At 68.0% G+C, this 24,436-nt stretch carries 20 protein-coding genes and 4 pseudogenes; 12 read left to right on the plus strand and 12 right to left on the minus strand.

Going from position 1 to position 24,436, the window contains the following annotated elements; translation table 11 throughout:
- Positions 1-42: 42 nt before the first annotated feature.
- The 3 genes from JK363_RS17765 to JK363_RS17775 form a co-directional block, all read right to left on the minus strand.
- On the minus strand, positions 43-1,014 hold the full coding sequence (locus JK363_RS17765; RefSeq protein ID WP_201875885.1) for a quinone oxidoreductase family protein: 972 nt from the start codon (positions 1,012-1,014) through the stop codon (positions 43-45).
- Positions 1,015-1,124: 110 nt separating this feature from the next.
- Entirely contained in the window at positions 1,125-2,183 is a 1,059-nt protein-coding gene (locus JK363_RS17770; RefSeq protein ID WP_201875886.1) for a beta-keto acid cleavage family enzyme, read from the minus strand.
- 338 nt (positions 2,184-2,521) lie between these two features.
- Positions 2,522-3,541, minus strand: a complete 1,020-nt coding sequence (locus tag JK363_RS17775) for an AraC family transcriptional regulator (protein ID WP_201875887.1) — start codon at positions 3,539-3,541, stop codon at positions 2,522-2,524.
- Positions 3,542-3,886: 345 nt separating this feature from the next.
- Here JK363_RS17775 and JK363_RS17780 point away from each other — a divergent pair, with 345 nt between their 5' ends.
- Positions 3,887-5,377: a long-chain-fatty-acid--CoA ligase gene (locus JK363_RS17780; RefSeq protein ID WP_201875888.1), complete on the plus strand. Its 1,491-nt coding sequence runs from the start codon at positions 3,887-3,889 to the stop codon at positions 5,375-5,377.
- Between the two features lie 138 nt (positions 5,378-5,515).
- Here the strand turns inward: JK363_RS17780 and JK363_RS17785 are convergent, their stop codons facing one another.
- Complete coding sequence (locus tag JK363_RS17785; protein WP_215911025.1) at positions 5,516-6,196, minus strand: carbon-nitrogen hydrolase family protein; 681 nt, start codon at positions 6,194-6,196, stop codon at positions 5,516-5,518.
- 352 nt (positions 6,197-6,548) lie between these two features.
- On the opposite strand from JK363_RS17785, the gene JK363_RS17790 reads away from it, so the two are divergent.
- The gene (locus tag JK363_RS17790; protein WP_201875890.1) at positions 6,549-7,673 is read left to right on the plus strand and encodes an ArsR/SmtB family transcription factor; all 1,125 of its coding nucleotides are present in this window, start codon (positions 6,549-6,551) and stop codon (positions 7,671-7,673) included.
- Positions 7,674-7,725: 52 nt separating this feature from the next.
- Positions 7,726-9,018 carry an MFS transporter gene (locus JK363_RS17795; protein WP_201875891.1) on the plus strand — a complete coding sequence of 431 codons (1,293 nt, stop codon included), beginning with the start codon at positions 7,726-7,728 and terminating at the stop codon, positions 9,016-9,018.
- A gap of 25 nt (positions 9,019-9,043) precedes the next feature.
- Here JK363_RS17795 and JK363_RS17800 read toward each other — a convergent pair whose 3' ends face one another.
- Positions 9,044-9,619: a MarR family winged helix-turn-helix transcriptional regulator gene (locus JK363_RS17800; RefSeq protein ID WP_201875892.1), complete on the minus strand. Its 576-nt coding sequence runs from the start codon at positions 9,617-9,619 to the stop codon at positions 9,044-9,046.
- Between the two features lie 239 nt (positions 9,620-9,858).
- On the opposite strand from JK363_RS17800, the gene JK363_RS17805 reads away from it, so the two are divergent.
- From JK363_RS17805 to JK363_RS17820, 5 genes and pseudogenes are all read left to right on the plus strand, one after another.
- On the plus strand, positions 9,859-10,938 hold the full coding sequence (locus JK363_RS17805; protein WP_201875893.1) for an alkene reductase: 1,080 nt from the start codon (positions 9,859-9,861) through the stop codon (positions 10,936-10,938).
- Between the two features lie 110 nt (positions 10,939-11,048).
- A pseudogene (locus JK363_RS44695) lies at positions 11,049-11,969 on the plus strand (NADP-dependent oxidoreductase); the annotation flags it as partial.
- Between the two features lie 204 nt (positions 11,970-12,173).
- Positions 12,174-12,890 (plus strand): annotated as a pseudogene (locus JK363_RS44700) (alpha/beta hydrolase); the annotation flags it as partial.
- A gap of 197 nt (positions 12,891-13,087) precedes the next feature.
- Positions 13,088-13,780, plus strand: coding sequence for an SDR family NAD(P)-dependent oxidoreductase (locus tag JK363_RS17815; RefSeq protein ID WP_201875895.1), 693 nt, complete (start codon positions 13,088-13,090; stop codon positions 13,778-13,780).
- A gap of 54 nt (positions 13,781-13,834) precedes the next feature.
- Positions 13,835-14,158 carry a winged helix-turn-helix transcriptional regulator gene (locus JK363_RS17820; protein WP_307821759.1) on the plus strand — a complete coding sequence of 108 codons (324 nt, stop codon included), beginning with the start codon at positions 13,835-13,837 and terminating at the stop codon, positions 14,156-14,158.
- A 44-nt stretch (positions 14,159-14,202) separates the two neighbouring features.
- Here the strand turns inward: JK363_RS17820 and JK363_RS17825 are convergent, their stop codons facing one another.
- On the minus strand, positions 14,203-15,405 hold the full coding sequence (locus tag JK363_RS17825) for an erythromycin esterase family protein (protein WP_201875896.1): 1,203 nt from the start codon (positions 15,403-15,405) through the stop codon (positions 14,203-14,205).
- Positions 15,406-15,560: 155 nt separating this feature from the next.
- On the opposite strand from JK363_RS17825, the pseudogene JK363_RS17830 reads away from it, so the two are divergent.
- The 3 genes and pseudogenes from JK363_RS17830 to JK363_RS17840 form a co-directional block, all read left to right on the plus strand.
- Positions 15,561-15,854, plus strand: a pseudogene (locus tag JK363_RS17830) (MerR family transcriptional regulator); the annotation flags it as partial.
- Positions 15,855-15,952: 98 nt separating this feature from the next.
- Positions 15,953-16,501 (plus strand): YciI family protein, encoded by a 549-nt coding sequence (locus tag JK363_RS17835; protein WP_201876045.1) that lies wholly within the window; start codon positions 15,953-15,955, stop codon positions 16,499-16,501.
- Positions 16,502-16,868: 367 nt separating this feature from the next.
- The gene (locus tag JK363_RS17840) at positions 16,869-17,375 is read left to right on the plus strand and encodes a hypothetical protein (RefSeq protein ID WP_201875897.1); all 507 of its coding nucleotides are present in this window, start codon (positions 16,869-16,871) and stop codon (positions 17,373-17,375) included.
- A gap of 16 nt (positions 17,376-17,391) precedes the next feature.
- Here JK363_RS17840 and JK363_RS17845 read toward each other — a convergent pair whose 3' ends face one another.
- The gene (locus tag JK363_RS17845; protein WP_201875898.1) at positions 17,392-18,072 is read right to left on the minus strand and encodes an iron-dependent transcriptional repressor DtxR; all 681 of its coding nucleotides are present in this window, start codon (positions 18,070-18,072) and stop codon (positions 17,392-17,394) included.
- Positions 18,073-18,129: 57 nt separating this feature from the next.
- A complete protein-coding gene (locus JK363_RS17850; RefSeq protein WP_201875899.1) occupies positions 18,130-19,572 on the minus strand; it encodes an MFS transporter in 1,443 nt (480 codons plus the stop codon).
- A gap of 140 nt (positions 19,573-19,712) precedes the next feature.
- Here JK363_RS17850 and JK363_RS17855 point away from each other — a divergent pair, with 140 nt between their 5' ends.
- Positions 19,713-20,402, plus strand: coding sequence for a TetR/AcrR family transcriptional regulator (locus JK363_RS17855; RefSeq protein ID WP_201875900.1), 690 nt, complete (start codon positions 19,713-19,715; stop codon positions 20,400-20,402).
- 249 nt (positions 20,403-20,651) lie between these two features.
- On the opposite strand, the gene JK363_RS17860 is transcribed toward JK363_RS17855, so the two are convergent.
- The 4 genes and pseudogenes from JK363_RS17860 to JK363_RS17870 all read right to left on the minus strand — a co-directional run bounded on the left by JK363_RS17860 (position 20,652) and on the right by JK363_RS17870 (position 24,425).
- The gene (locus JK363_RS17860; protein ID WP_236075877.1) at positions 20,652-21,488 is read right to left on the minus strand and encodes a DUF8017 domain-containing protein; all 837 of its coding nucleotides are present in this window, start codon (positions 21,486-21,488) and stop codon (positions 20,652-20,654) included.
- A 395-nt stretch (positions 21,489-21,883) separates the two neighbouring features.
- On the minus strand, positions 21,884-22,546 hold the full coding sequence (locus tag JK363_RS17865) for a hypothetical protein (protein WP_201875901.1): 663 nt from the start codon (positions 22,544-22,546) through the stop codon (positions 21,884-21,886).
- 327 nt (positions 22,547-22,873) lie between these two features.
- Positions 22,874-23,070: pseudogene (locus JK363_RS42510) on the minus strand (SAM-dependent methyltransferase); the annotation flags it as partial.
- A gap of 152 nt (positions 23,071-23,222) precedes the next feature.
- A complete protein-coding gene (locus tag JK363_RS17870) occupies positions 23,223-24,425 on the minus strand; it encodes a cytochrome P450 (RefSeq protein WP_201875902.1) in 1,203 nt (400 codons plus the stop codon).
- Positions 24,426-24,436: the final 11 nt, after the last annotated feature.

The following is a 24,436-nucleotide window of genomic DNA, read 5'->3' on the forward strand; positions in this document are numbered from 1 at the left end:
TCACTCCTCGGTGATGAGACGGGATGTGTGGGCGCGTTGTACTCAGAGGACGAAGAGGGAAGAACCCGTGGTCCGCCCCGCTTCGAGATCGCGATGCGCTTGAATCGCGTCGGGAAGGGCGTAGCGCTGGTTGATCTCGATCTTGATGCGTCCGGACGCGACATGGCCGAACAGCTCACCGGCCAGGGCCTCCCGCTCGGCGGGCTCGGCGATGTAGTCGGCCAGCGCGGGCCGGGTCACGAACAGCGAGCCATGGATGGCCAGTTGCATGGCGTCGAGCGGCGGCACTCCGGAGGATGTGCCGAAGCACACCAGCAGACCGCGGCGCTGTAGCGAGGCCATTGATCCGGCTACGGTGTCCTTGCCGATGCTGTCGAAGACGACCGGGACACCTGTGCCATGGGTCAGCTCGCGTACCCGCTGGGCCACGTCTTCGCGCCGGTAATAGATGATGTGCTCGCAGCCGTGGGCACGGGCGATCTCGGCCTTCTCCTCGCTCGAGACCGTGCCGATCACGGTGATGCCGTTCAGCTTCGCCCACTGGGAGAAGATCAGACCGACGCCGCCGGCCGCCGCGTGGAGCAGCACGGTGTCGCCGGACTTCAGCGGGTGGATCCGGCGCAGCAGATAGGCCGAGGTGAGGCCGCGCATGGTCATCGCCGCGGCGGTTTCGCAGCTGATCTCCTCCGGCAGCTTGATCAGCGAATCCGCGGGCATGACCCGCTCCGTGCTGTAGGCACCCAGCGGGCTCCCGGTGTAGGTCACCCGGTCGCCTTCGGCGACATGCGTAACGCCCTCGCCCACGGCCTCGATCACACCCGAGGCCTCCACACCGAGCCCCGCGGGCAGCGGAGCCGGATACAGGCCGGTGCGGAAGTAGGTGTCGGCGAAGTTGAGTCCTACGGCGATGTGCCGGATCCGTACCTCGCCCGGGCGCGGGTCGCCGACAGTGACCTCTTCCCACCGCATGACGTCGGGGCCACCGGGTTCGTGGAAGCGAACGGCGTGTGCCACAAGATGCTCCGTTTACTCGTGTGTGTTGGGGCGGCGGTCGCGGGCCGACCCCGATCGGCGGGGATGGATGCCACGATTCGGTCCCGCGACCGCCGCTCGTGGGGTCTGGGTCAGCTCTTGGTGTCGCGCAGCATGAAGCCTCGCTGACCGGGACGGCGGTTGGGCACCATGCCGAGCTGGGCCAGAGTCTCGTCGGCGCCCGAGTACCATGCGCCGATCTGGTAGATCCGCTTCGCCTCCTGCCCGGTGGCGACCTCACGACCGAGCGCGTTGGCGATCTGGACCATCTGCTCGACCTGCTCCACGGAGGACATCCGCTCGCCCTTGTGCCGCCACAGGTTGTCCTCGTTGCCCACCCGCACATGCGTGCCCAGGGCGATACCGATCGCGTTCATCGGCGCCACCGCGCGCATGGACGCCTCGATGGTGAGCACGGCGCCGTCCGGGACGCGACGGATGAACTCGACGAGGTCGGCCGGGTGGCGGCCGGCGAACCCACCGCCGATGGCCACGTAGTTGAGCACCAGCGGCCCGCTGTAGATGCCCTTGCGGATCAGCCGCTCCACGGTCTCCAGCTGCGCCAGGTTGGCGAGCTGGAAGTGCGGCTGGATGCCATGGTCACGGAGCCGCGTGAGGTGCTCGAGGTAGAAGTCCGGCCCGGCCTCGACCACCATGTCCCGATAGGCCTTGTAGTACGCCTCTTTGGCGATCGACGTGCCCTCGATGTCCTCGTCGTCGAAGAGCTCGACGATGTTCATCTGGTTGGTGTTGATCGCGATCGTCACCTGGTCCGGCGCAGGGGTGATCTCGGCCAGCATGTGGCGAGTGTCGTAGCTGAGCCACTTGGCGTCGGAGCCCTCATCCTCGGGAGCGAAGGAGATCGACCCGCCGATCTGAAGGACCATGTCCGGCACGGCCTCGCGCAGCCGGGCCATCAGCTCGTTGAACATGGACATGCGCTTGGAGCCGCGGCCGTCCAGCTCACGCACGTGGATGTGCAGCACGGTGGCGCCGGCGTTGTAGCAGTCGACCGCCGCCTGCACATGCTCGTCCATGGTGAGCGGAAGGTCGTCGGCGTCACCGGGCAACCACTCCGGCCCGTAGGGCGCGGCCTGGATGACCAGCTTCTCCTGGTTCTCCGGATACAGGGAGTCGTCGAAGAAGTGCACGGTCCGTCTCCTTTGAGAAGGGGTCTTCACTCGCTGCGCGCATCGCTGTCTGCGATACGAGGCCCGAGGGCTTGGCGAGGAGCGGAGTGGGATGGCAGGCGGATTCCGGGGCCCGTGGGCAGCCCGGACACGTTCAGCGGGTGCGGGAGGGAGGTACGGCTGCGGACAGGGTCGGTTCGACCCTGTGTGGCCGACGGTCTCCCTTGCGGTAATGCAACGTTAAGGGCCGGTTACATCGGCTGCTTCACCACAGGTGACATCTGACGTATCACTTGGGGACTTGGAAACACGGCCGTCCATGGGCCGGGGTCATACCGGCAGCCGGTGACCGCTGGTGGTCATCCCTCGGCGACGGGCTGCTGCCTGGTCCGCCGGACGCGCCACTCCCTGGGGCTGCAACCGAACTGCTGGCGGAACCAGCGCGAGAAAGCACTCGGTGCGGAGAATCCCAGCAGCTCTGAGATCTCCGTCAATGAGCGGCGCGGGTTCGTCACGAGTTGACCCGCGAGCTGGGTGCGCGTCGTGTTGAGGAGGGAGGAGAACGTCTCGTCCGAGGCCGCCAGGTGCCGGTGGACGGTTCTCCGGTCGACACCGAGGCTGCGTGCCACCTGCTCGATCGAACAGCGCCCCGTCGGCAGCAGGACTTCGATCAGCTCGCGCACGCGGTCCAGCATGGTCGTGTCCCTCGAGACCGCGATGGACTCGAAATACTGCCGCGCGTAGGTCCGGAGCAACGGGTCGGCCATGAGGTTGGGCGCGTTGAGGTCGTCGGCGTAGAAGACGATTCCGTTGAATTCCCGGTCGAATTCCACCACGGGGCCGAAAACGCGTCGGTGGGTCGCGGTGTCCGCCGGAGCCCGGTGCGTGAAACACACGGAGACCGGCTGCCACCGCATACCGAAACTGCGGAGGATCCCGTGGAAAGCACCCACAGCCAGCTCGGTGGCCTGGCGCGCCGCCATGTGCTCACCCAGCTCCAGGCTCACCTTGAGGGTGGCAAAGCCCCTCGCCTCGGAGAGCCGACTGTGGAGCATTTCATTGTACATATGTCCATAACGAACAAGAAGCTCGAGTGCGCTGCGGACATCCGGCTCCTCACGTATGACCAAGCTGATGGGGCCGAGGTTGGAGAAGCGACGGCGCTCAGCGAGAAGCAGGCCGAAGTCCTCGCGGTGTGAGGCCGCCGCCGAGAGCTCGAGCAGCTGGGTCACGGCCGCACCGGATATCCATCTGTCCTGGAGCGCGAGGCCGACGGGGTCCAGGCCGACGCGCTTCATCAGGGCTCGCGGGTCGATGCCGAGCGACTGGCTGACCTCGACGTAGCTGCTCAGCGCCGCGTTGCGGACAAGGGGCTTCATGGGCGCACTCCAGGGCTCTGTCCCCAATGGTTAAGTCAGCTGCCACGCCAGGTCAAGCGATGAGCCGAGGGCTGACCTAGCGTTGCACCACTGCGATGGAGCGAGCCGTCCGGTTTCGGTGTCCCCGCCGACCGGAAATCCAACGGAGCCCACCATGACAAACAGTCCGACCTTTGACCAGCCCTGGAACGCGGTACGGAATCCCCTGCCGATCCCTACCGATCGATGGCCTCTGATGGAATTCCGTGCCGAATCCGTCTGCCCGCGCCGCGGAACTCCGCGGGACTCGGCGGCTGCTGCCGCCATCCGTGACCGGCCACCAGCACAGATCAGAGGGGAAGCCGAATGAACAACCTCGTCGCGCTCCTGGCGGAATCCGCCCGCACGGACGGTGGCCGCGTCGCCATCCGCCAGGACGATATCGTCCTCACCTATGCCCAATTGAACGACGCCAGCGCCCGGCTCACCACGCTGTTGCAGACCAAGGGCGTCCGCGCCGGCGATCGCGTTGCGTTGGTCATGCCCAACGTCCCCCACTTCCCGGTCGCGTATTACGGCATCCTCCGTGCCGGCGGCGTGGTGGTGCCGATGAATCCGTTGTTCAAGGCTCGTGAAATCGCCTTCACCCTCCGGGATTCCGGGGCCCGGATCGTGTTGGCCTCCTCGCACGTCGCGGACGAGGTTGCCTCGGCCGCGGCGGCGGCTGGGGTCGAATGCCTGGTCACGGAGCCGACCTCCTTCGACACCCTGGTGCAGGCAAGCGATCCGATACTCGGGGTCGTCGACCGGGCGGACGACGACACCGCCGTCATTCTCTACACCTCGGGCACAACAGGTACCCCGAAGGGCGCCGAGCTGACCCATCGCAATTTGATGACCAACGCAGCCACCACGGCCGAGACGCTGCTCCACGTCGGCCCGAACGACGTGCTGTTCGGGGGCCTGCCGCTGTTCCATGCCTTCGGGCAGACCTGCGCCCTCAACACCGCCATCGCCGCCGGCGCCACTCTCACCTTGCTGCCGCGGTTCGAGCCCGGCAGGGCGTTGGAGATCATGCGCCGGGACAGGGTCACCGTTTTCCTGGGTGTCCCCACGATGTACACGGCTCTGCTCCATCACGGGATCCCCGACGGCTACGGCCCCTCACGGCTGCGCTTGGCCGTCTCCGGTGGAGCCTCCCTGCCGGTCGAGGTACTCCACGGCTTCGAGCGGGAATTCGACGTCACTGTGCTGGAGGGCTACGGGCTCTCGGAGACCTCACCGGTCGCCGCGTTCAACCCTCCGGACCGGCCGCGCAAGGCAGGCTCGATCGGTCTCCCCATCCGCGGAGTCGAACTCGGACTCATCGCGGACGATGGCACCACAGTGGGCCCGGACGAGGTCGGGGAAATCACGATCCGCGGTGAAAACGTCATGAAGGGCTATTGGAACCGGCCTGACGCGACCGCGGAAGCCATCCGGGATGGGTGGTTTCACAGCGGTGATCTCGCCCGTGTCGACGAGGATGGCTACTACTTCATCGTCGACCGTAAGAAGGACCTCATCATCCGTGGCGGGTACAACGTCTATCCGCGGGAGATCGAGGAGGTGCTCTACGAACACCCCGCCGTCGCCGAAGCCGCTGTCGTGGGCGTGCCGCACGAGATCCACGGGGAGGAGGTGGCCGCCGTAGTGACGCTCCGGGACGGTGCACAGACCACCACCGGTCAGATACGTGACTACGTCAAACAGCGGGTTGCCGCCTACAAGTACCCACGGATCGTCACGTTCACCGACGGACTCCCCAAGGGAGCAACGGGCAAGATCCTCAAGCGGGAGATCATTGTCCAGCAGTAGGTGTCCAAAGCCTGAAATGGTCAGGATTCCGTAGTGGCCTTCGCATCAGGGGGTGGGTTCACTGGGGCATGGATGCCCAGGCAGAGGACGGACCAGTCATCCCCGATGCGGGGCAGCATGGCGAGACCACCACGGGGCTCACGTGGTGAAGACCGCCCGCGCAATCTCATCGGGGGCGGCGCTCGTCTCGTCGACCAACTCCCCATCGGCGGACCAGATTCCCGAACGGCCGGATGTGCGGTCGAAACCGCCACCGGTCGGACCCGCGAAGGCGGCCGTGGCGACCCACACACCGTGGTCGGCGGCGACCCGGCGGGCGCGCTCACCGTGGACCTCAGCCTCGTGATCGGCGTGGACAACCCCGGCTACGTAGCCGTCGATGCCCAACGCGAGTGTCCTCGCGGCGTGTTCGGGGATACCTGTGTCGCGGCAGACGGCGAGCCCCAGCCGCCACCCGTCCACGTCGATCGCAGCGGGCTCGCCGGGCACGAAGTGGACGGCCTCGCTGCTGTGCAGGTAGACCTTCCCATAAGCCACTCGCGCGCCGTCTCCGGTCACAGCCAGGATGCCGATGTGCGGACCCGGTACAGGCGCGCCGACCAGGGCGAGTGTCCCGGTCTCGGCGCACGCGGCGACGATCGGAGCCAGCCGTTCATCGTCCGGGAACACCGGCGGTGCGTCCAGCTGGTATCCCGTCAGCGACATCTCGGGGAACACCACCACCCGTGCGTCCGCTGCCCGAACCGCCTCCGCATGGGCCACCGCGTTGGCCGTCACGTCGTAAGCCGCGCACCTCGGCTGCGCCACCGCGATGCTCATCGGTCGCTCCACCCTGAACTCCCCTCGCCGAATCGCACGATCACCCTATACAGCGGTCACACGGCCGAGCCGTTGCGCATCTGCCCCAGCAACCCTTCCGGCGTTCCACCAGCACACCACCGCCTGCCCGGACTCAATGGCCCTCAGCCTGTTGCCCGACGGCCTGGTGCCGGTGGGGGGCTGAGCGAGGCTGAGATCTGGCAGTCGATCGCCGACTTCACCGACGCGGCCCACAACGCGCTCCTGGTCGCAGCACCGCTCAGGCGAAATCCGGAGCCGCCCGGAGGTTCACCGCTCACCGTCGGCGGGGCACCGCCCCCGCCGGGACGCTGTGCGGCAAGGATGGCGAGTCATGACGATCGTGTTCCGGATTCCGGCCAGTGGTGCGGAGCGGGTGGGGTTCGCCTACTCGCCGGCGATGGAAGCCGTGCTGAGTCTTCATGTGCTGGTGGAGCCCAAGCACCATCCTGTCCAGCACGGGTGGGTGCGCGCGATGCGCAGGTTGTCACCGGGGCTGAAGCGGGAGATCGAGGCTTTCTCCTTCGCGGTGCGCTCGTACTTTCCCGAGTTCCTCTTTCCTCAGCCGACAGGCGGGTTGCCGGGCTTCGAGGCTGAGCTGGCCGGTCTGCGGGCGGCGGATCCGGAGCTGGTCCGTCTGGAGTTCGCCGTCCCGTTGCTCACCCCGTGGCCGGGCGGCGGCAAAGGCAGGGATCCGCGGGTTCTGGACCGACCGGAAATGCGCCGCCAGCTGCGCGAGCGAGCCGTGCGGGAAAGCGATGACACGATGGCCGCGATGCTCCTGGACGCCCCTCAGTCGCTGTTGGAGCGGTTCCTGACCATGCTGGAGCGCTACTGGCGGGAGGCGTTCGAGGGGGAATGGGCACGGCTTGAGCCTGACTTGGCCGCCGGTGTCAGCGAGGCGGGGCACCAGATCGCCGAGCGCGGCCTGTACGGGATGCTCCGTGGTCTGTGGCCAGAAGTACGCAGTGATGCGCGGGCCGAGAAGTTCTGGCTCGAGAGACCTCATGATCACGACGTCGTCATCGGACCGGACGACAGGCTGGTGCTCGCCCCCAGCGCCTATGTGTGGCCGCATGTGCGGGTCAATTGCGACGGTCCCTGGCCCCTCGGACTCGTCTTCCCCGTCTCCTCGATCGCCCGGGAAGCCCGCCCGAGGATTCCGCCCGCTCGGCTCGTCGGCATTCTCCGGGCGCTCGCCGACGACACCCGGCTGCGCGCCCTGCGGCTGATCGCCGAACGTCCGCGCAGCACCCAGGAACTCGCTCCGCTCGTCGGCGTCAGCGAGGCGGCGCTGTCCAAGCACTTGCGTGTGATGGCGGACGCGGGCCTGCTCGAGCGCCGCCGCGAGGGCTATTACGTCCTGTACTGGCTCGTGCCCGGACAGGTGGCGGGCCTCGCCCCCAGCCTGGAGAGCTTCCTGCACAGCGATGATGCGGGCGATCGAGCGACTGATTAGCTGTTTGCCGAATTAGTTGATCACGTGTGCGAGCGGAACCGACAGTGGCGGCATGTCACTGCTGAGGGACCGCAACTTCCTGCTTCTCTTCGTCGGCCAGGGCGTCTCGCGCTTCGGCGACGGCCTGTACACCGCCGCGACCGCGTGGCTGGCCTGGACACTGACGAAGGATCCGGCCGCTGTGGCTCTGGTCAGCGTGTCCGCGTTCGCGCCCGCATTCGTGGCCACGTTCATCGGCGCCTCGTACGCCGATCGCTACGACCGCCGGAAGCTGATGATCGCCACCGACCTGGCCCGGGTCGCCGTGCTGGTGGTGGCCCTGGTGCTGATGTCCCTCGGCCTGCTGGATCTGCCTCTGCTGGTGGCGGGAACCGCGTTGCTCGCCTTGATCGGCGCCCCGTTCGCACCGGCCCGCAACGCCATCGTCACGCAGATCGTGCCGGACGACCGACTGCAACAGGCCAACGGGCTTCTACAGGTGGCCTTCAGGGCCGCCTTCTTCGTCGGTCCGCTGATGCTCGCGCCGCTGCTCATGCACGGCTCGCTGCAATGGGTGCTGGTGGTCAACGGGCTGACGTTCGTGGTCTCGGCGGGCGCTGTGGCCGCCATCCGCGTCACACGCCCTGCCCCGACCGGCGGCCGAGCGGGGCTGTGGTCCGATCTCGCGGCCGGGCTGAGGGCCGTGCGTGCCGCCCCCGATGTGCTGGTGGTCATCACTACGTTCGTGCTCGCACTTGCCCTCACCAGCGGCTTCTTGACGGTCGGGTTGGTCGCTGTGGTGGGAAAGGGCAGCCAGTACGGCCTGCTGCTGGGCCTCTCCGGGGTTGCCGAGGTGGTCGGGGCGCTGCTGATCGCCGGACTGCACATCCGCGGGCCGGCCTTGGCCGCGGTGCTGGCATGGGCCCTGCTCGGGATCTTCCGTGCGCCGCTGGGAACGGTCACCTCCGGTGCCGTGGCAGCGGTTCTGCTGACCGCCACCGGGCTGGCTTCGGCACTCACTGACATCCCGCTGATCTCACTGGTGCAGCAGCGCATTCCGGAACACCATCTCGCGAAGGCGCTGGGCCTGTGGGAGGCCGGGGTCGCCGGAGCCCTGGCGGTCTCACCCTTCGTGGCCTCGACCGTCATCACACTCGCCGGAGTGGAGAGGGCCTTCATGCTCTCGGGGGCCGCCCTCGTCGTGCTCGCCGCGACCGCCGCCCTCGTTCTCGCCCGCCTCAGCGCGAAGCAGTCCCCGCGACGCTGGAACGGCGCTGCCGGTAAGGAGGCCCGGGCAGGAGGCAGTTGCTCACAAGCCTGCCCGGTGGCGTGTGTAACGCACGATGGTCCTGCCACTGACCGCTGAGCGGGGCCGCGGCAGCCAGACGTGCTCATCCCGTGTGCGGCTTCCCCTCGTTGTCGGCTGAGGTGTCGGCATGCGCGGTCGATGCGGGGGCATCTGCCCGGGGAGTGTGTGCGGCGGCGCGAGCGAGGCCGGCTTCGACGCGTCGCAGGGCATCCAGCGTTTCGGCTTGCTGATCAGGGGTGAGATCGCCGGTCGAGGCATGTTCGAGTTCGGCCCAGATGCGTTCGACTTCGCGGCGCAGCGCCTGGCTGGCGACAGTCGGTTCGATGATGACGGCGCGCTTGTCGTCGGGGCAAGGGCGGCGGCGGACGAAGCCGGCGTTTTCCAGGCGTTTGATGCTGCGGGTCATGGTGGGGGCGTCGGAGTCGAGCAGACGTACCAGATCGGTCTGCCGCTGAGGGCCGAGTTCCCACAGATGCATCATGACCAGTTCCTGGCCGAGGTGGAGGCCGAGGGGACGCAGCAGCTGTCCGGCGATCATGCGGTGCAGGCGGGCGACGCGAAAGATCGCGTGGCTGACGGGCCCCGCGTGGGCGGAGGCCGGCACCGTCACCGTGGGGGGACCTGCTTCGAGTGACTGGTTTTGCGCCTCCCGGCTCATCAGTACCGCCCTCTCTCGATCGAACACTGTGCAGACAACTATGAGGTTACCCCGCCCTCAGCTTCGCGTGAAATCCATGTGCTGACCGCACACAGCGGGGTATGTGGCGCGGCTCACATGGTGACTCAGGAAGCGTCATTCGCATTTACTTGTTCGGACAGGTAATGATGGGGTGCCCGCACACCGACCGGGGTGCTGCCGGACGAGCAGCCCCCTCTCTCCCGACCAAAGGAATGATCATGACGACTGCGTTCGACCCGATCGAGCTGGGCGGCAAGCGTCTGGCCAACCGCATAGCCATGGCGCCGATGACCCGTAGCCGTGCCTACGGGCCGGGTGCCACGGCGACGGAGCTGATGGCGACCTACTACGCGCAGCGGGCCGGCGCCGGCCTGATCGTCACCGAGGGCGTCCAGCCGTCGGTGGTCGGCCAGGGCTACCCCGACACACCGGGCCTGCACACCACGGAGCAGATCGCCGCATGGCGGCGGGTGACCGACGCGGTCCACCGTGAGGGCGGGGTGATCTTCGCGCAGCTGATGCACACGGGTCGCATCGGCCACCCCAGCCTGTTGCCCGACGGCCTGATCCCGGTGGGCCCCTCCGCCGTCATGGCGAAGGGGCAGGTGTACACCCACGAGGGCCCCCAGGACTTCGTCACGCCCAAGGAGCTGGACCACGACGAGATCGTCCGGACGATCGCCGACTTCGCCGACGCGGCGCGCAACGCGATCGCCGCCGGCTTCGACGGGGTGGAGCTCCACGGGGCGAACGGCTACCTGATCCACCAATTCCTCGCCCCCAACGCCAATCAGCGCATCGACACCTGGGGAGGAGATGCCGCGGGCCGGGTGCGCTTCGGCATCGAGGTCGCCACCGCCGTCGCCGAGGCGATCGGCGCCCACCGGACCGGAATCCGCATCTCCCCCGGCACCCCCTTCAACGACATCGCCGAGACGGACCCGGCTGATCTGGAGGAGACCTACACGGCCCTGGTGGCCGGTCTCGCCCCGCTGGGCCTGGCCTATCTGCACGTACTCGAAGGCCCCGACCGCAGTCTGACCGAGCGCCTGCGCAAGGACTGGCCCGGCACGTTCGTCCTCAACCCGTTCACCCACCCCGCGCCCACCGGTCAGGACTCCCTCGACCTCATCGAGGACGGCGCCGCGGACATGATCGCCTTCGGCGCGCTGTTCCTGGCCAACCCCGACCTGCCCCGTCGCCTCGCGGCCGCCGGTCCCTACAACGAGCCCGACCGGGCCACCTTCTACGGCGGCGACGAGCGCGGCTACACCGACTACCCGGCCCTCCCCGCCTGACCTGCGCCACCCCAACCGGCCGGACACGGCGAACCCGGCCCGCCCAGGGCGCGTTGTCGCCGCCCCGGCCCCTCGAAACCATGCACACCCGACCGAAGGATCGATTCCCCATGGCCCCCATCGCCCGCAGACTCCAGCATGCCGCCTACGGCGACCCCGAGGTACTCGAAGTGGCCGAGGTACCGCTGCCCGAGCCCGGACCCGGCCAGGTCCGCGTCCGTGTCCACGCCGCCGGCGCCAACGCCCTGGATTCCAAGAAGCGCCGGGGCCTGTTCGCTCCCGGTCAGGACGCCCCCGCCGAACCCCAGCCTCTGGGCCTGGAGATGGCCGGTGTCATCGACGCACTCGGTCCCGGTGTCACGCGGTGGAAGACCGGCCAGCCGGTACTGGGACTCACCGCCCAGCAGAACGCCGTCGCCACCCACGCCCTGGCCGACGCCGACAACATCGTCGCCAAGCCCGACGTCCTCACCTTCGAGCAGGCCGCGGCCCTGCCGGTCGCCGCGGAGACCGCCCATCGCACCCTGCGCCGGCTCGGCCTGGGCGCCGGCCAGACCCTGCTGGTCCACGCCGCCGCCGGTGGCGTCGGCCTCATGGCCGTCCAGTTCGCCCGCGCCTGGGGTGCCACCGTCATCGGCACCGCAAGCGAAGCCAACCACCCCTTCCTCCGTGACCTCGGCGCCACCCCCGTCACCTACGGCGACGGCCTGGCCGAACGCATACGCGCCGCGGCCCCGCAAGGGATCGACGTGGTCCTCGACGCCTCCGGACGCGGCGTGCTGCCGCTGTCCGTCGAACTGACCGGAGACCCGGAGAAGGTCATCACCATTGCCGACCTCGACGCCGCCCGGCACGGCGTGCGCTTCTCGAGCGGGATGCTCCCCATAGCGCAGGCCATGACGGAGATCCTGCCCATGATCGAGGACGGCAGCCTCCGCATACCCATCGAAGCGGTCTTCCCACTGGAGCGGGCGGCCGACGCCTACCGCCGCCTCGACAACGGCCATCTGCGAGGGAAGGTCGTCATCACTGCCCGAACGCCCCTCGACCCGGCGGCGCGGGCGGTGCTCGACATGGCCATGCAGCCCGGCGTTCCCCAGCTGCACGAACTGTCCGCGCCCGAGGCCCGTGCGGCGATGGACGGGATGTGGGCCGACCTCGGGGGTGAACCGGCCGCGGTCGCCCGGGCCGAGGACGCGGTGGCCAACGGCGTTCCCGTCAAGCTGTACTGGCCGGAGGGCGAGGGCCCACACCCCGTACTGATCTGGATCCACGGCGGCGGGTGGACACTGGGAAGCGCCGCCGCGTCCGATGCCACGGCCCGGGATCTGTGCCGTCTCGCCGGATACCTGGTGGTCAGCGTCGACTACCGGCTCGCTCCGGAGCACCCCTTCCCGGCCGCAGTCGAGGATGTCCGGGCAGTGGCACAGTGGGTGTCCAGCCAGATCGGGGCGCTCGGTGGCGACACCACCAGGATGGCCGTCGGCGGGGACTCGGCGGGAGCCAACCTGAGTGCCGTGCTCGCCAACGAACTGCCGGGCACCTTCGCCCTTCAGGTCCTGGTGTACCCGGCGACCGACCTCACCCACCCCTTCCCCTCGTACGAGGAGAACGGCGAGGGCCTGATGCTGACCAAGGACGCCCTCGCGTGGTTCCAGGGCCACTACCTCGGAGACGACGTCGACCCGAAGGACCCGCGTATCTCGCCTCTGTACACGGACGCCGCCACCCTGGCCACCGCCCCTCCGGCTCTGGTGATCACCGCCGGGTACGACCCGCTGCGGGACGAGGGCGAGGCGTATGCGCAGCGGCTGCGCGAAGCCGGCGTCACGGTGGAGCAGGTGAGCTATGAGGGCCAGATCCACGGGTTCTTCAGCATGCCGGCCGCCATCCCCGCGGCCAGGGAGGCCCTCGAACGCGTCACCGCGACGCTGCGGCGGGCCTGGGCGTGATGCGGCGCTGACGGGCCCGGCCGATCCGGCCGGGCCCGCCTCTGCCAACACACCGGTCTTCAGCCCACGGCCCCACCGAAACCGCGGTCGCGCACACGCGCTCCGCACTTCCCTGAGACAAGGAAACAACGTCCATGAGCACTCCCCCCTCCCCCGTCACACCGAGTGACGCACCACTCGAAGGCAAGGTCGTTGTTGTGCCCGGCGGCACGGGCAACGTCGGGGAGGGCATCGTCCGCGCCTTCCTCCACGCCGGTGCCACCGTTGTTGTGCCCAGCCGGAGCCAGGAACGTCTGGATCACCTCGCCGAGTTGATCGACCCCCAGCTGGGCAATCGCCTCATCCGGCTCCAGGCGGGATATGGCACCTTCGCCGAGGCGACGGAACTGGCAGAAAAGATCGTCGCTGACCATGGGCGCATGGACCACGCCGTCCCCTCCATCGGCGGGTGGTGGATGGGCAAGGCCCTGTGGCAGGTCAGCGAGAACGACTGGCAGCAGCATTTCGTGGAGACCACCACGTCGCATTTTGCGGTTGCCCGGGCCTTTGTGCCCAGGCTCGATGCAGCCGGAAGCTACACACTCATCGCCGGATTCGCCGCGCGCGAGCCCTACCCGCAGGCGGGAATCATCAGCATGCACGGAGCAGCGATGTTGATGATGCGTGAGGCACTGAGTGTCGACCTGGGTGGCCGACGCCGCGTCAACAACCTGCTGCTCGGCCCGATCATCAACCGCAGCCGTCCGAACGGCGACCCGTCGTGGCTCACCGCCGATCAGGTGGGAGAGGCTGCCGTGGCCGTGGCCCTCGCCCCCTCCGTTCAGGACGAGAGCATCACCCTCGGCACCGTGGAGGAGCTGAGAAACGAACTGGCCCGCATGCGAGCCTGAGAACCTCGTCAAGGGCGTTTCGTACGGAGGGATATCCCCGAAGGGAGTGCGTGGGTGGCAATCCCCGACCGTGTGGAACCGCTGGCCACGGACCCCGCATTGATCAGCGCGTTCGAGGTGCTGGGCCAGAAATGGAGCGGAATCATCCTCCACACACTGGCCCAGCGGCCGGCCCGCTTCAGCGAACTCCGCGGCGCGGTCTCCGGCATCAGCGACAAGATGCTCAGTGACCGGCTACGGGAACTCGTCAACAGGGGACTCGTCACGCACACCCGACTTCCGCCAGGTCCGGTCGCATACGCCCTCACATCTGACGGGCACGCTCTGACGCCTGTACTTGACCAGGTCGCGAGCTGGTGGAAGCACCGTGCCGGGTGATCGCGGCGTGGTGCGGAGGACAGGCAGGACTGCCGATGGTGGCACTAGCTCTGCGGGACGTCCTTGAGGAACACGATCCCGTCGTTCTCGGCCAGGTGTGCCGGGTCGAGTGGGAAGTAGCCGAAGTACGGCGACACGCGGGGGGCGGGTCGCGTGTCGCCGAGGACGGTGGCCAGCCGGGGCGCGTCGATGACATAGCGGTCTTCCGGGAGCGCGTACAGGACCCCTTCGACCGTGTCCGGTGGCGGGGTGTCCACTCCCTGGTGCCGCATCGTGCCGAGGGCCATGGCCACGAAGGCATACCCCTCCCCCAGGTGGGCGCTCACGAGCGCGCCGGCGCTCCACCACTCCAGTGGCAGGTCACCCATCCGCATCGAGCTCTTGTCCCGCTGGAGATGGGCGTTGTGGGCGTGGACCAGTGCCGGGCCCCGTTCGGCGACGGCGAGGAGGTTGTCGGCCATCATCCGGTCCCGCAGGCTCACCAGCCACGTCATGCGGGCCGGTGAGGTGTCGGCCATCCAGAAGTGATAGCGCAGCAGGCCGGTGGCGGTGCGCCCGTACAGGTGCGCCCGGTCCCAGTCGGCCCGCGAGGTCGCCGTGATCAGGTGCGGCGTCTGCGCGTCGAGCACTGCCACCAGATCGTCGGCGAGCAGCCGCAGCTCCCTGGCCTCGGCCGACTGCCCCACGGACTGGGCCGGGTCCATCATCACGGCGGGGTTGGTCCACCGGTCGTCGGCGCCGAGCAGACGGTCGAGCGTTTCCGCGGTGCAGGGAAGCAGATCCGCGTCCACACAGGCAGAGAGGTAGCCGTGGAGTGCGGTGAGGACCTGCCGGGGGCTCGCGGCACCCGTGATTTCCAGCGGGCCGTCGAAACCGGCGAAGCGGAGCCACTCGGACGCGGGTCGGCCGTCGTTGTAGGCGCGCATCCAGCGCACAAGCTCTCGGTTGGCCGCGGACGCGCCGAACCCGTGGCTGAATCCGTGCTCCATGACCTCGTCGAGCGTGCCCGTGCCCCCGGTGACGTAGTCGTCCACGACCAGGCCCATCATGCAGTCGCTCTCGATCACGATCGTCCGGTAGCCCTCCTGCTCGACGAGCTGGCGGAAGAGCTCGTTGCGCAGGTCGAGCGGAGTGTCCACGCCGTGGGTGGGCTCGCCCAGGGCGAGCAGCCGCGGGCGGGCCGGGAGCAGGCTCATCACGGCGGCGGCGTCCACGGCATGGGCGGTGTCCTTGATCTCTGTAGCCATGCCCTCAACGGTATCGTTGAACTTTCCTTTGAAACTTCTCCGCAATATCAGCAGGACCATGGGCCAAAACCTTCAAAGCGGTGAGCGACTCAGGCCGGTTGATCTGGCACGCGAGCACGGACGTCAATCATGCGGATGGTGAACGAGGGTGTGGCCGAGGAGGCGTACTGCGCGCAGGGGAGCGTGCCTGGCGGGTGCGGCCGCGCCGCGACCCACTGACCGGGTACCGTGGCTACGACGAGGCCGATGTGCGGGACGCCCGGCGGGCCCACCAACTCGGGCGGAACGGCTACCTGTTGGAGCAGATCGCCCCGCTGATCGCCCAGGTGCGGGCGACCGGCGGGCTGGAGGCCGCACTCTGCGACGGGCGCGGCCGACTGTCCGCCCGCGGGCGGGCGATGCTGACCGGGGCCGCCGAGCTGGAGTCGTTCCTCCGCGAGCGCGGATGAGACGTCGGGCGCCGATCGAGGGTTGTTGCCGTGCTTGCCGATCGATGGGGAAGGTAAAGGCGTTGCACGGCGAACTCCGATCGGGCATGACTAGGGACATGGAGTTCTTCTGCTACCACCGCGACCGGCCCGATTCCCTGGCATTGCGCGAGGAGTTGCTGGAAGAGCACTGGTCCTACATGGACCGGTACGCCAAGGAGATGGTCGCCCGGGGCCCGACCTTCACCGACGACGGCGACACTCCCTCCGGCAGTGTGCATATCGTCGACCTGCCCGATCCCGCCGCCGCCCGCGCGTTCGCCTTCGACGAGCCCGGCTACCAGGCGGGTGTGTACCGGGACGTGATGCTACGACGGTGGCGCAACACTCTGGGGCGCACCATGTGGGACTTCCCCGGCGGCCGGACCGGCGGCAGCCGGTACCTCGTGCTCGGACTCGGCACCGGGCGGGCAGCCGACCTTGCCGGGCAACCCGCCCGGGACGAGCTCATCGCCTACGGGCCGCTGCTGTCCGACGACGGCACCACCTGGTTGGGCACGGCGGTGCTGCTCCGGGCGCCGGACCCGGAGACGGCACGCACCGTACTGACCCCGGAGCGATACGCCGACATCGAAGTGCACACCTGGGAGTTCGGCGGTCGTCGGTGATGAGGCGTCGTGGGCCGGGACAGCGCGTCCCGGTCCACACCCCTTGGAGGAGAGAGGGGTCCAAGCGCACCAACCGTCGCCCGGCGACCACCCTGTCGTAGCACGGCCAAGCCGTCACAAAACATCGGCGAGACGGTCCACCTGGTCCGGGTCGAGGCCGTAGCAGTAGCGCATGACCTCGTCGGCGCCCTTCAGGCGGTTTGACCTGTACGAATCAACCTGGGCAAGATCGCCTGACTCAGTCAGGGCGTGAGCATCACGCAGAGCGGGAGGACCAGCGTTGAAGACGGATGCGAAGGCCGGGAGCGCCCTGGGGAAGGTCGGGTCGGGCGGGCCCGGCACGGGGCCGGCTGGTGCGAGGCGGAGCGTGGGCAGCCGCATCGGGGCCGGTGTGCTGGGCGTTCTGTTCCTGCTCTTCGGCCTGGTCCTGGTGGCCGTCGGTTACGAGCAGGGCCCCGGGAAGGTGGCCGGCAGCACCCCCGGGACGATCACCATCGAACGCTGCGGCAAGGACACCAGCCAGGACGATGTGGAGTGCTCCGGTACCTTCCGCTCCGACACCGGCAAACTCCGTTACGACGTGGAGGACTTCGAGCCCGGCACAGACTACGACAAGGGTGAGAAGGTTCAGGCGATGGCGTCCAGCCCGGTGTCGTTCGACCGTGGCACCTCCACGTCGTTCTACGTCGAGGGTGCGCGCGCCTGGTGCGTCGCCGTGGCGATGTTCGGTGTGGCGACGTTCCCGCTGATCTCCGCCTTCCGGTCCGGCGCACGCCCCATGCGGCGCGGGATGGTGATTACGGGCCTCAGCCTGCTCTTCGGCGGCCTGCTGGGCTGCGGCCTCTGCACCCTGGTGAACTCCATGCTCCTGTAGGCCGGTTCCAGCGAACTCATACGCCACCCTGGGTTTCCACAAAGATGTGATCGCTGAGTTCGTGCGGGAACGTCGCCCGCTCGTCACCGGTCACCCTCACTCCGCCCTCGGTGGCCACGACCGTGACCGTGTGATCGGGCTGTATCCCGGCGCGCTTCAGACGCAGCAGGACCGAGGGATCGTTCTGGAGCAGTTCGCTGATCCGGACGACCAACACCGTGCTCTCCGCAGCAGTGGCCGCATCCGTCATGGTGAGGACGGACTCAAGGACGGCGCCGTTCTGCTCCCATGCGGGAATGGGGCTGCCGTGCGGGCACGTGGCGGGATAGCCGAGGATCTCCGTCAATCGGTTCGCCACCGCGTCGGACATCACGTGCTGCCATCGGGAGGCCTCGACATGAACGTCCTCCCATTGGAGACCGATCACGTCCACCAGAAGGCACTCGGCCAGGCGATGCTTGCGCATCACCCGCACGGCCCGCCGACGGCCCGACTCCGTCATCACCAGGCGCCGATCACCGGCCACCCGCACCAGACCATCGCGCTGCATCCGGGCCACCGTCTGTGAGACGGTCGGCCCGCTCTGCTGAAGTCTTTCGGCGATCCGCGCCCGAAGTGGCACCACCCTCTCCTCCTCCAGCTCGAATATGGTCCGGAGATACATCTCCGTCGGATCGACCAGGCTATGAGTTGTCAACGTTCTCTCCCCTCCTCGCACACCCGCCTGTCGGCATCGCCCGAGCCGCCCGTCCGGTCAGTCCCGTGCGGGGAGTGGTTCGCGGTCATCGGTCTGCTCAGCTCGTGACGGTGGGCTGGTTCGCCGCAGAACGGTGAGGGCGATGAGGACGGCGGCGGCCAGGAGCGCGGCGCCCAGGCTCATGCCGAGCGCGTATCCGTCGTTGAGGGTCTCGGGTGTGGCGGTCCGTCCGGTGCGGTGATGGGCCGCGGTGCCGAGGGCGGCGAGTCCGAGTGAGGCGCCCATTTGGCGTGAGCTGTTGAGCAGACCTGAGGCGGTGCCGGTCTCGCTGGGCGCGACACCGGCGGTGGCGAGGGAGACGACCGGTCCGAGGCAGAGCCCGAAGCCGACGCTGGTGACGATCGAGGGCCCGAGGACGTCGCTGGTGAAGGAGCCGTCGGGGCTGATCAGGCCGAACCAGGCGAGCCCGGTCGCGGTGAGGAGTCCGCCGATGACCAGAAGGGTGCGCGGAGCGAGACGGTAGCCGAGTTTGATGGCGAGCACGGAGCCGGTGACCACTCCGAGGGCGAACGGCAGGAACATGGCCCCGGTCGGCGCAGGCCCCGTCCCGAGGACTCGTTGGAGATAGAGGGACATGAAGTAGAAGGCCGAGGCCATGGCCGCACCGACCAACAGGTTGAAGGCGTTCGCGCCGGCGACCGAGCGGCGGGCGAACAGGCCGAGCCGGACCAGCGGTTCACGGGCGGTGGTCCGCTCGACGTAGAGGAACGTGGCCAGCAGCGTGGCGGCGACCGCCAGAGTCGTCAGGGTGACCGGCGAGGTCCACGCATACCGATCGGTGCGGACGACGCCGAACACCAGCAACGTCATGCCCGCCGTGGCCAGGACGGCACCGAGAACGTCCGGACGACCCCCGCGAGCGGTCGGCGGACCGGCGGCGACGCCCCGCCGGGCCAGGGCCAGAGCGCAAGCGGCCATCGGCACGTTCACGAACATCACCCAGCGCCAGCTGGCGTACTCGGTGAGCAGGCCGCCTATCAGGACGCCGAAGGCGCCCCCGGCGGCGTTCACCGCGCTCCACACCCCGAAGGCCCGGACGCGGGCCCTGCCCGTGGGGAACGTCGCGGTCAGCAGCGCCAGTGCGGCCGGAGCCAGCGCGGCGGCGCCGATGCCCTGTGCGGCTCGGGCGGCGACAAGATGGCCCGGTTCCTGGGCGAGGCCACCGACGAGCGAGGCGAGGCCGAACAGTCCGAGCCCGAGCAGCAGGACCCGCTTGCGGCCGTACCGGTCGGCGGCCTTGCCGCCCAGGAGGAGCAGCCCGCCGAAGGTGAGGGCGTAAGCGTGGATCACCCAGGTCACGCCCACCTCACTGAAGCCGAGACCGGCAGCGATCTGTGGGAGTCCGACATTCACGACCGAGAGGTCCAGCGACACCATGAACTGCACGACGGCCACCGCGGCGAGCGTGCGCCCTGGCCGGGCACCCGAACCATGCGTCATCGCGGATCGAGTCCGCGGCGTTGACTCTGACTTTCGGAACATGTTCCGAAAGTAACATTGAGACCGGCCGCTGTGAAACAGGAAAGGCCGAACCGGCACCAGCGTCACGACGGAGGGCGGCGGGACGGCATGATGGGGCAATGCCCCGACCACCCGCACCGCACGGTCGCACCGGCCGACCGCCCCTGACCTCCCGTGCGCAGATCGTGACTGCGGCCCGCCGGCTCATCGACGAGGGCGGCTGGGAGAAACTGACCATCCGCCGGCTGGCCGCCGAGATGGGTATCGGGGCGACGACCCTGTACCACCACATTCGGGGCAAGGACGACCTGCTGGTCCTGCTGCTCAATCACTACATCGACGAGATCGAACGCCCCCGACTGCCCAGGGATCCACGGGACCGCATCGTCGTGGCCGCCACCGCGATGCACGACGCCCTCGCGGCCTGGCCATGGGCGGCCGAAATCCTCACCGCCGACGGTTTTGTCGGTCTTCTCGACGAATCCGCACTGTGGATGGTCGAAGCCATCGTGGCCGCGGCCGACGACCACGGATGCACACCCGCACAATCCGTCGATGTCTTCCGCAACATCTGGTACTACACCGTCGGCGAGATCCTCGTCCGCGCCCGCTCCCCCCACCGGCGGACGGACAACGAACTGCCCGCCTTCCGCGACACCTTCGACGCGTCCCACGTGCCACACCTGGCCGCAATCGGCGACCAATGGGCCGCACTGGCCGCTCGGGACATCTACCCTCAGGGACTCCGTACGTTCGTCGACGGGCTGCTCGCAGAAGCCACGCCGACAACTCCGCGTGGCGCTGGCTGAGCAGAAGCGTCGAGGTGGGCTGGGCCGGGCCGACGGAGTCTCACGTACAAGGGAGCCGGGGATGGGCGCGGCGAGGCTGTAGCGCACACCAGGACGTTGAGGTTGCGGTGCTCGAGCGGGCCGGGGATCCCCGACGGCAGCAGCCACCCGGGCTGTGAGGGTGTGGGCCGCAGCCGGCTGCGGCCCACACCGCGGTCAGTCCCACGTCTGCCACCCAACGGATGAGCAGGGGCCCTGACCGAATGGGCGTCAGTTGCCCGTAGAGCGGACGGTGCTCATGATCTTCTTGATCTCGGCGGAGGTCAGCGCATTCGGCACTCCCTGGTCCGCGTAGATGACCCAGCCGTGCATGGTGCCGTCAGGGAGCTTCTGCGCGATGCTGTACACGACGGCCTTCGCCGGGACACACGGGCTCGGGCGGTTGGTGACGGTCACCTGGGCGGTCGCGGTGTAGCCGTCGATACCGCCCTGCTTCCACGGCTTGGCCTCACTGACCTTGATCTTGGGCTTGTGGTCCCCACCCCCGTACGCGGCGAAGCCCCAGTTGCCCGCCCAGTTACGGGCGTTCTCCTGGAGGGTGCCGTCCTTGCCGCCGCCCGTGGTGCCGACGGTGGCCAGCTGCCCCTTGCCCGCCTCACCCATTGCCTTGGGATTGGGGCTCGACTCGCAGCCACCCTGACGGTAGTTGGCCGCACTCGTCATGACGACGATCGGCTTGCCGTCCTTGTCCGTGTAGGAGAGGGACACGTCCTTGTCGAGGACCTTCCACTTCTTGGCCTTGGCGGGCACGTCGTAGGCGAAGTGGTGCTTCTGCGCGGTCTGGGTCTGCCATCCCGCGACCGACGGCTGATCACCCGAGGGACTCGCCGGGGCAGAGGACTGGGACGCCCCCGCCGAGGGTGCCTTCGATGCCGCGGCGTCGGTGTTCTTGTCCGTGGCACTGCCGGCGTCGTCGTTGCACCCGCTCAAAGCGACGGCCATGCCGATGCCCATGGCCGCGATCAGGGTCTTCTTCTGTCGTCGGGACGGCATCCGGGTGGACTGCCGGTGCTGAGCGATGTGCTCGAGGATCTTTGACTGAGACATGATCGGCACTCTATGTGAACCGCGCTCCCCCTCAATCACCAGGAGGACGCCCGCTGCGAGACGTATACCTGCTCGTGACACGCCCAGCACATAAGCCGATTCGCCTCCCGTGCCCGGCAGGCCTCCCATCCGTCACTACCCGCACGGTGCCAGCTCGCGCCCGTCTCGCGCGATCCCATACCTGGAGGATGAAGTGCGGGCCGTGTTGGGCGCAATCGCGCTCAGCACGGACCGCACGATGTCCGTACCCGAGGGCTGTTCCCCCGGTCTCTCCCCCGTGGGCGGCCGTCAGACGCCGGGCTGGTCAATCCCGAACGACCGCTGACCGCCAGTGCCGGACCGACCGGGATCCTCCGGTGACCGGCATCATCTGCCGTGTTGCCAGTGGGTCACCCCTACTTGGCGAACACCGCTTTGCCGCCGGCTTCGCAGGACGCCTTTTCCGCCTCGGTCATCGGTCGGCTCCGGACCACAACGGCGCTGTTCTTGCCGCCCGTTCCGTTTTCCGCCGGGCTGGAAATGGTGTCCGGGACGAACCAGAAGTAGTGATCCCACTTCGGGCTGTCATAATGCGTCTGCCACGTACCGGAGACATCACGCATCAGCTGAGCACGGGAGATCCACGCGACTTCCCCGGGCTTTGCCGTCACGTTCTGCTCGTCCGACTCCGTGGACTCCCTGGTCCAGGTGTGACCGTAGCTCGCCGTGACGCTGAGGTCGACGATGTCCATGATCTTTCCGCCGACGGTGATGGAGACTCCGACGGAGTCGGTCGAACCGACCTTCTGCGTCCAGCTGAGCTTCTTGGTGCTGTCGGAGGTGCTGCAGTTGTAGAGCGTGTCCGAGACCTGCTGGAAATTACCGAGGTACGGCTCACCGATCTGAGGGTCGTTGAAAGTGCACTTGCCCTCCCCGGATTCACAGTCCGCCAGGAGCTGCTCACGCGTCGGCTCGTCAGCCGCGGACGCGGCAGCCGTACCCGCCGCCGCGAGTCCGCACGTCGCTAGGGATATCACCAGGATCCGGCTTGCGTTCCGCCTGATACGGCGCAGGGCCATATGAACGCACCTTTCTCTCTTGCCATCTGACGGCACGCCCACGGAGCACCCCAACGAACCGGGTGGGAGGGCCGTACCACCTCAGATGAAAGACGGAGACCGCGGAAGAAGTCCCTCCGCGCGAAAAGAGTTTCTACCATAAACTGCCCAACCGCGGGAGCAGGGACCATAGCTGACGTGACGTCAACTCGCGGCGCGCGGAGCACTTGAATGAGCATTCAACGATGCATGCACCTGAAGGATTGAAAAGAGAACATCAGAGCCTCGACCCCGGGCGCGTGCCGCCGCTCAAACTGCCGGGGCAAACGCATCCCAGCGCGCTTCAGAGCCCGCGGCGGTGCGCTTGTCGCGTACCTGGTGGACGCTGGCCGCCTCGAGGACGCGCACTGGGGCGAGGTGATCGGGAAGTAAGCGTCGGCCTCGACCTCCGTGAGGCCCACCTCGCGCAGCAGCCGCGGCAGCTTGCGTCCATAGGCGAGGTCGGCGCCGCGCTGCTGCGACAGCTGACGGAAGCCGTGGCGCAGTCCTCGCCCATGAGCCGATCACGCCACGGTCGCATGACCGCGATGGTGCCGTCGTGCCATCGCGGTGAGAGTCAGATCCCTGTCCCGGAAACGCAGGGCACCTCACGACCCAGGCACTGGTGACGGATCACCTGCACATCGCTCGATCCATGTCAGCGCGTCAGCCTGAGCGGCAGCTCCTGTAGGCCGCGGAAGCTGACGTTCGGTCGCCAGGCCAGGTTCTCGCCGGCCAGCTCGATCTTGGAGTAGCGTCGCAGCAGCTCCGTCAGCACCATGGCGGTCTCCAGCTTTCCGAGCGCGGCGCCGATGCAGTAGTGGGGGCCGCCGCTGAAGGCCAGCGTTCTGATGCCCGTTCGCGTCAAGTCGAGGCGGTCGGGGTCGGCATAGCGTGCCGGATCGCGACTGGCCGCCCCGAAGAGCAGCATCACCTTGGCCCCCTCGGGGAGCGTGACGTCCTGAAGTGCGACATTGTCGGTCAGGAGTCTGGAGACGATCTGCACGGGTGGGTCGTATCGAGTGATCTCGTCCATGGAGTCAGTGATCATCTTGGGGTTCTCACGCAGCATCCGCAACTGGTCGGGATGCCGGAGCAAGGCCAGCAGACCGTTTCCGATCAGATTCACCGTTGTCTCATGGCCTGCGACGAAGAGGAACAGAACATTGGCGATGATCTCGTGATCGGTCAGCCGGACGCCGTCGACCTCGGTGTGCAGGAGAAGGGACAGGATGTCATCTCGCGGTGCGGCCCTGCGCTGCTCGAGTTGGTCGGTGACATATTCTCGAAATTCCACTTCTGCGGTATTCATGTCGGCCGTGTCCTCGATGGTGATCGAGGGATCGATCACCCGGCTTATGTGTTCCGTCCAGCGGCGGCACTGGTCTCGGTCATGCGTGGGGAAGCCCAGAAGTTCACAGGTCACGGTGACAGGCAGGGGTAACGCGAGACTGTCGATCAGGTCGGTCTCGCCGTCACCCACGGCGTCGAGCAGGCGGTGGGTTTCAGCGGCTATGCGCGGCCGAAGTCGCTCTACGGAGGCACGGGTGAAAACCTTGCTGATCACGCTGCGGATCCGCCGGTGCGCGGGTCCGTCAAGCATGAGCATCCAGCTGCGCACGCTCCGGACGAGCGGACTGTCCAGACCACCGCGGCGGTCGGCCCATGTCGTGTTCCGGTAGAACTCGCTCGAAACCCCTGGTGCGCGCAGTACGGCATCGACATCGTCATAGCGCGAAAGAACCCAGTACCCGAAGTGTGACCGGTGAATCGGGTCGGTCTCCATCAGGCGTCGATAGATGGGGTAGGGGTCCGTACGGATCGCTGGATCTCGTGGATCGAAAATAATCGTCATGTCCATCCTGTCCTCTG

The sequence above is a fragment of the Streptomyces coffeae genome (assembly GCF_016741875.1).
Taxonomy (GTDB): domain Bacteria; phylum Actinomycetota; class Actinomycetes; order Streptomycetales; family Streptomycetaceae; genus Streptomyces; species Streptomyces coffeae.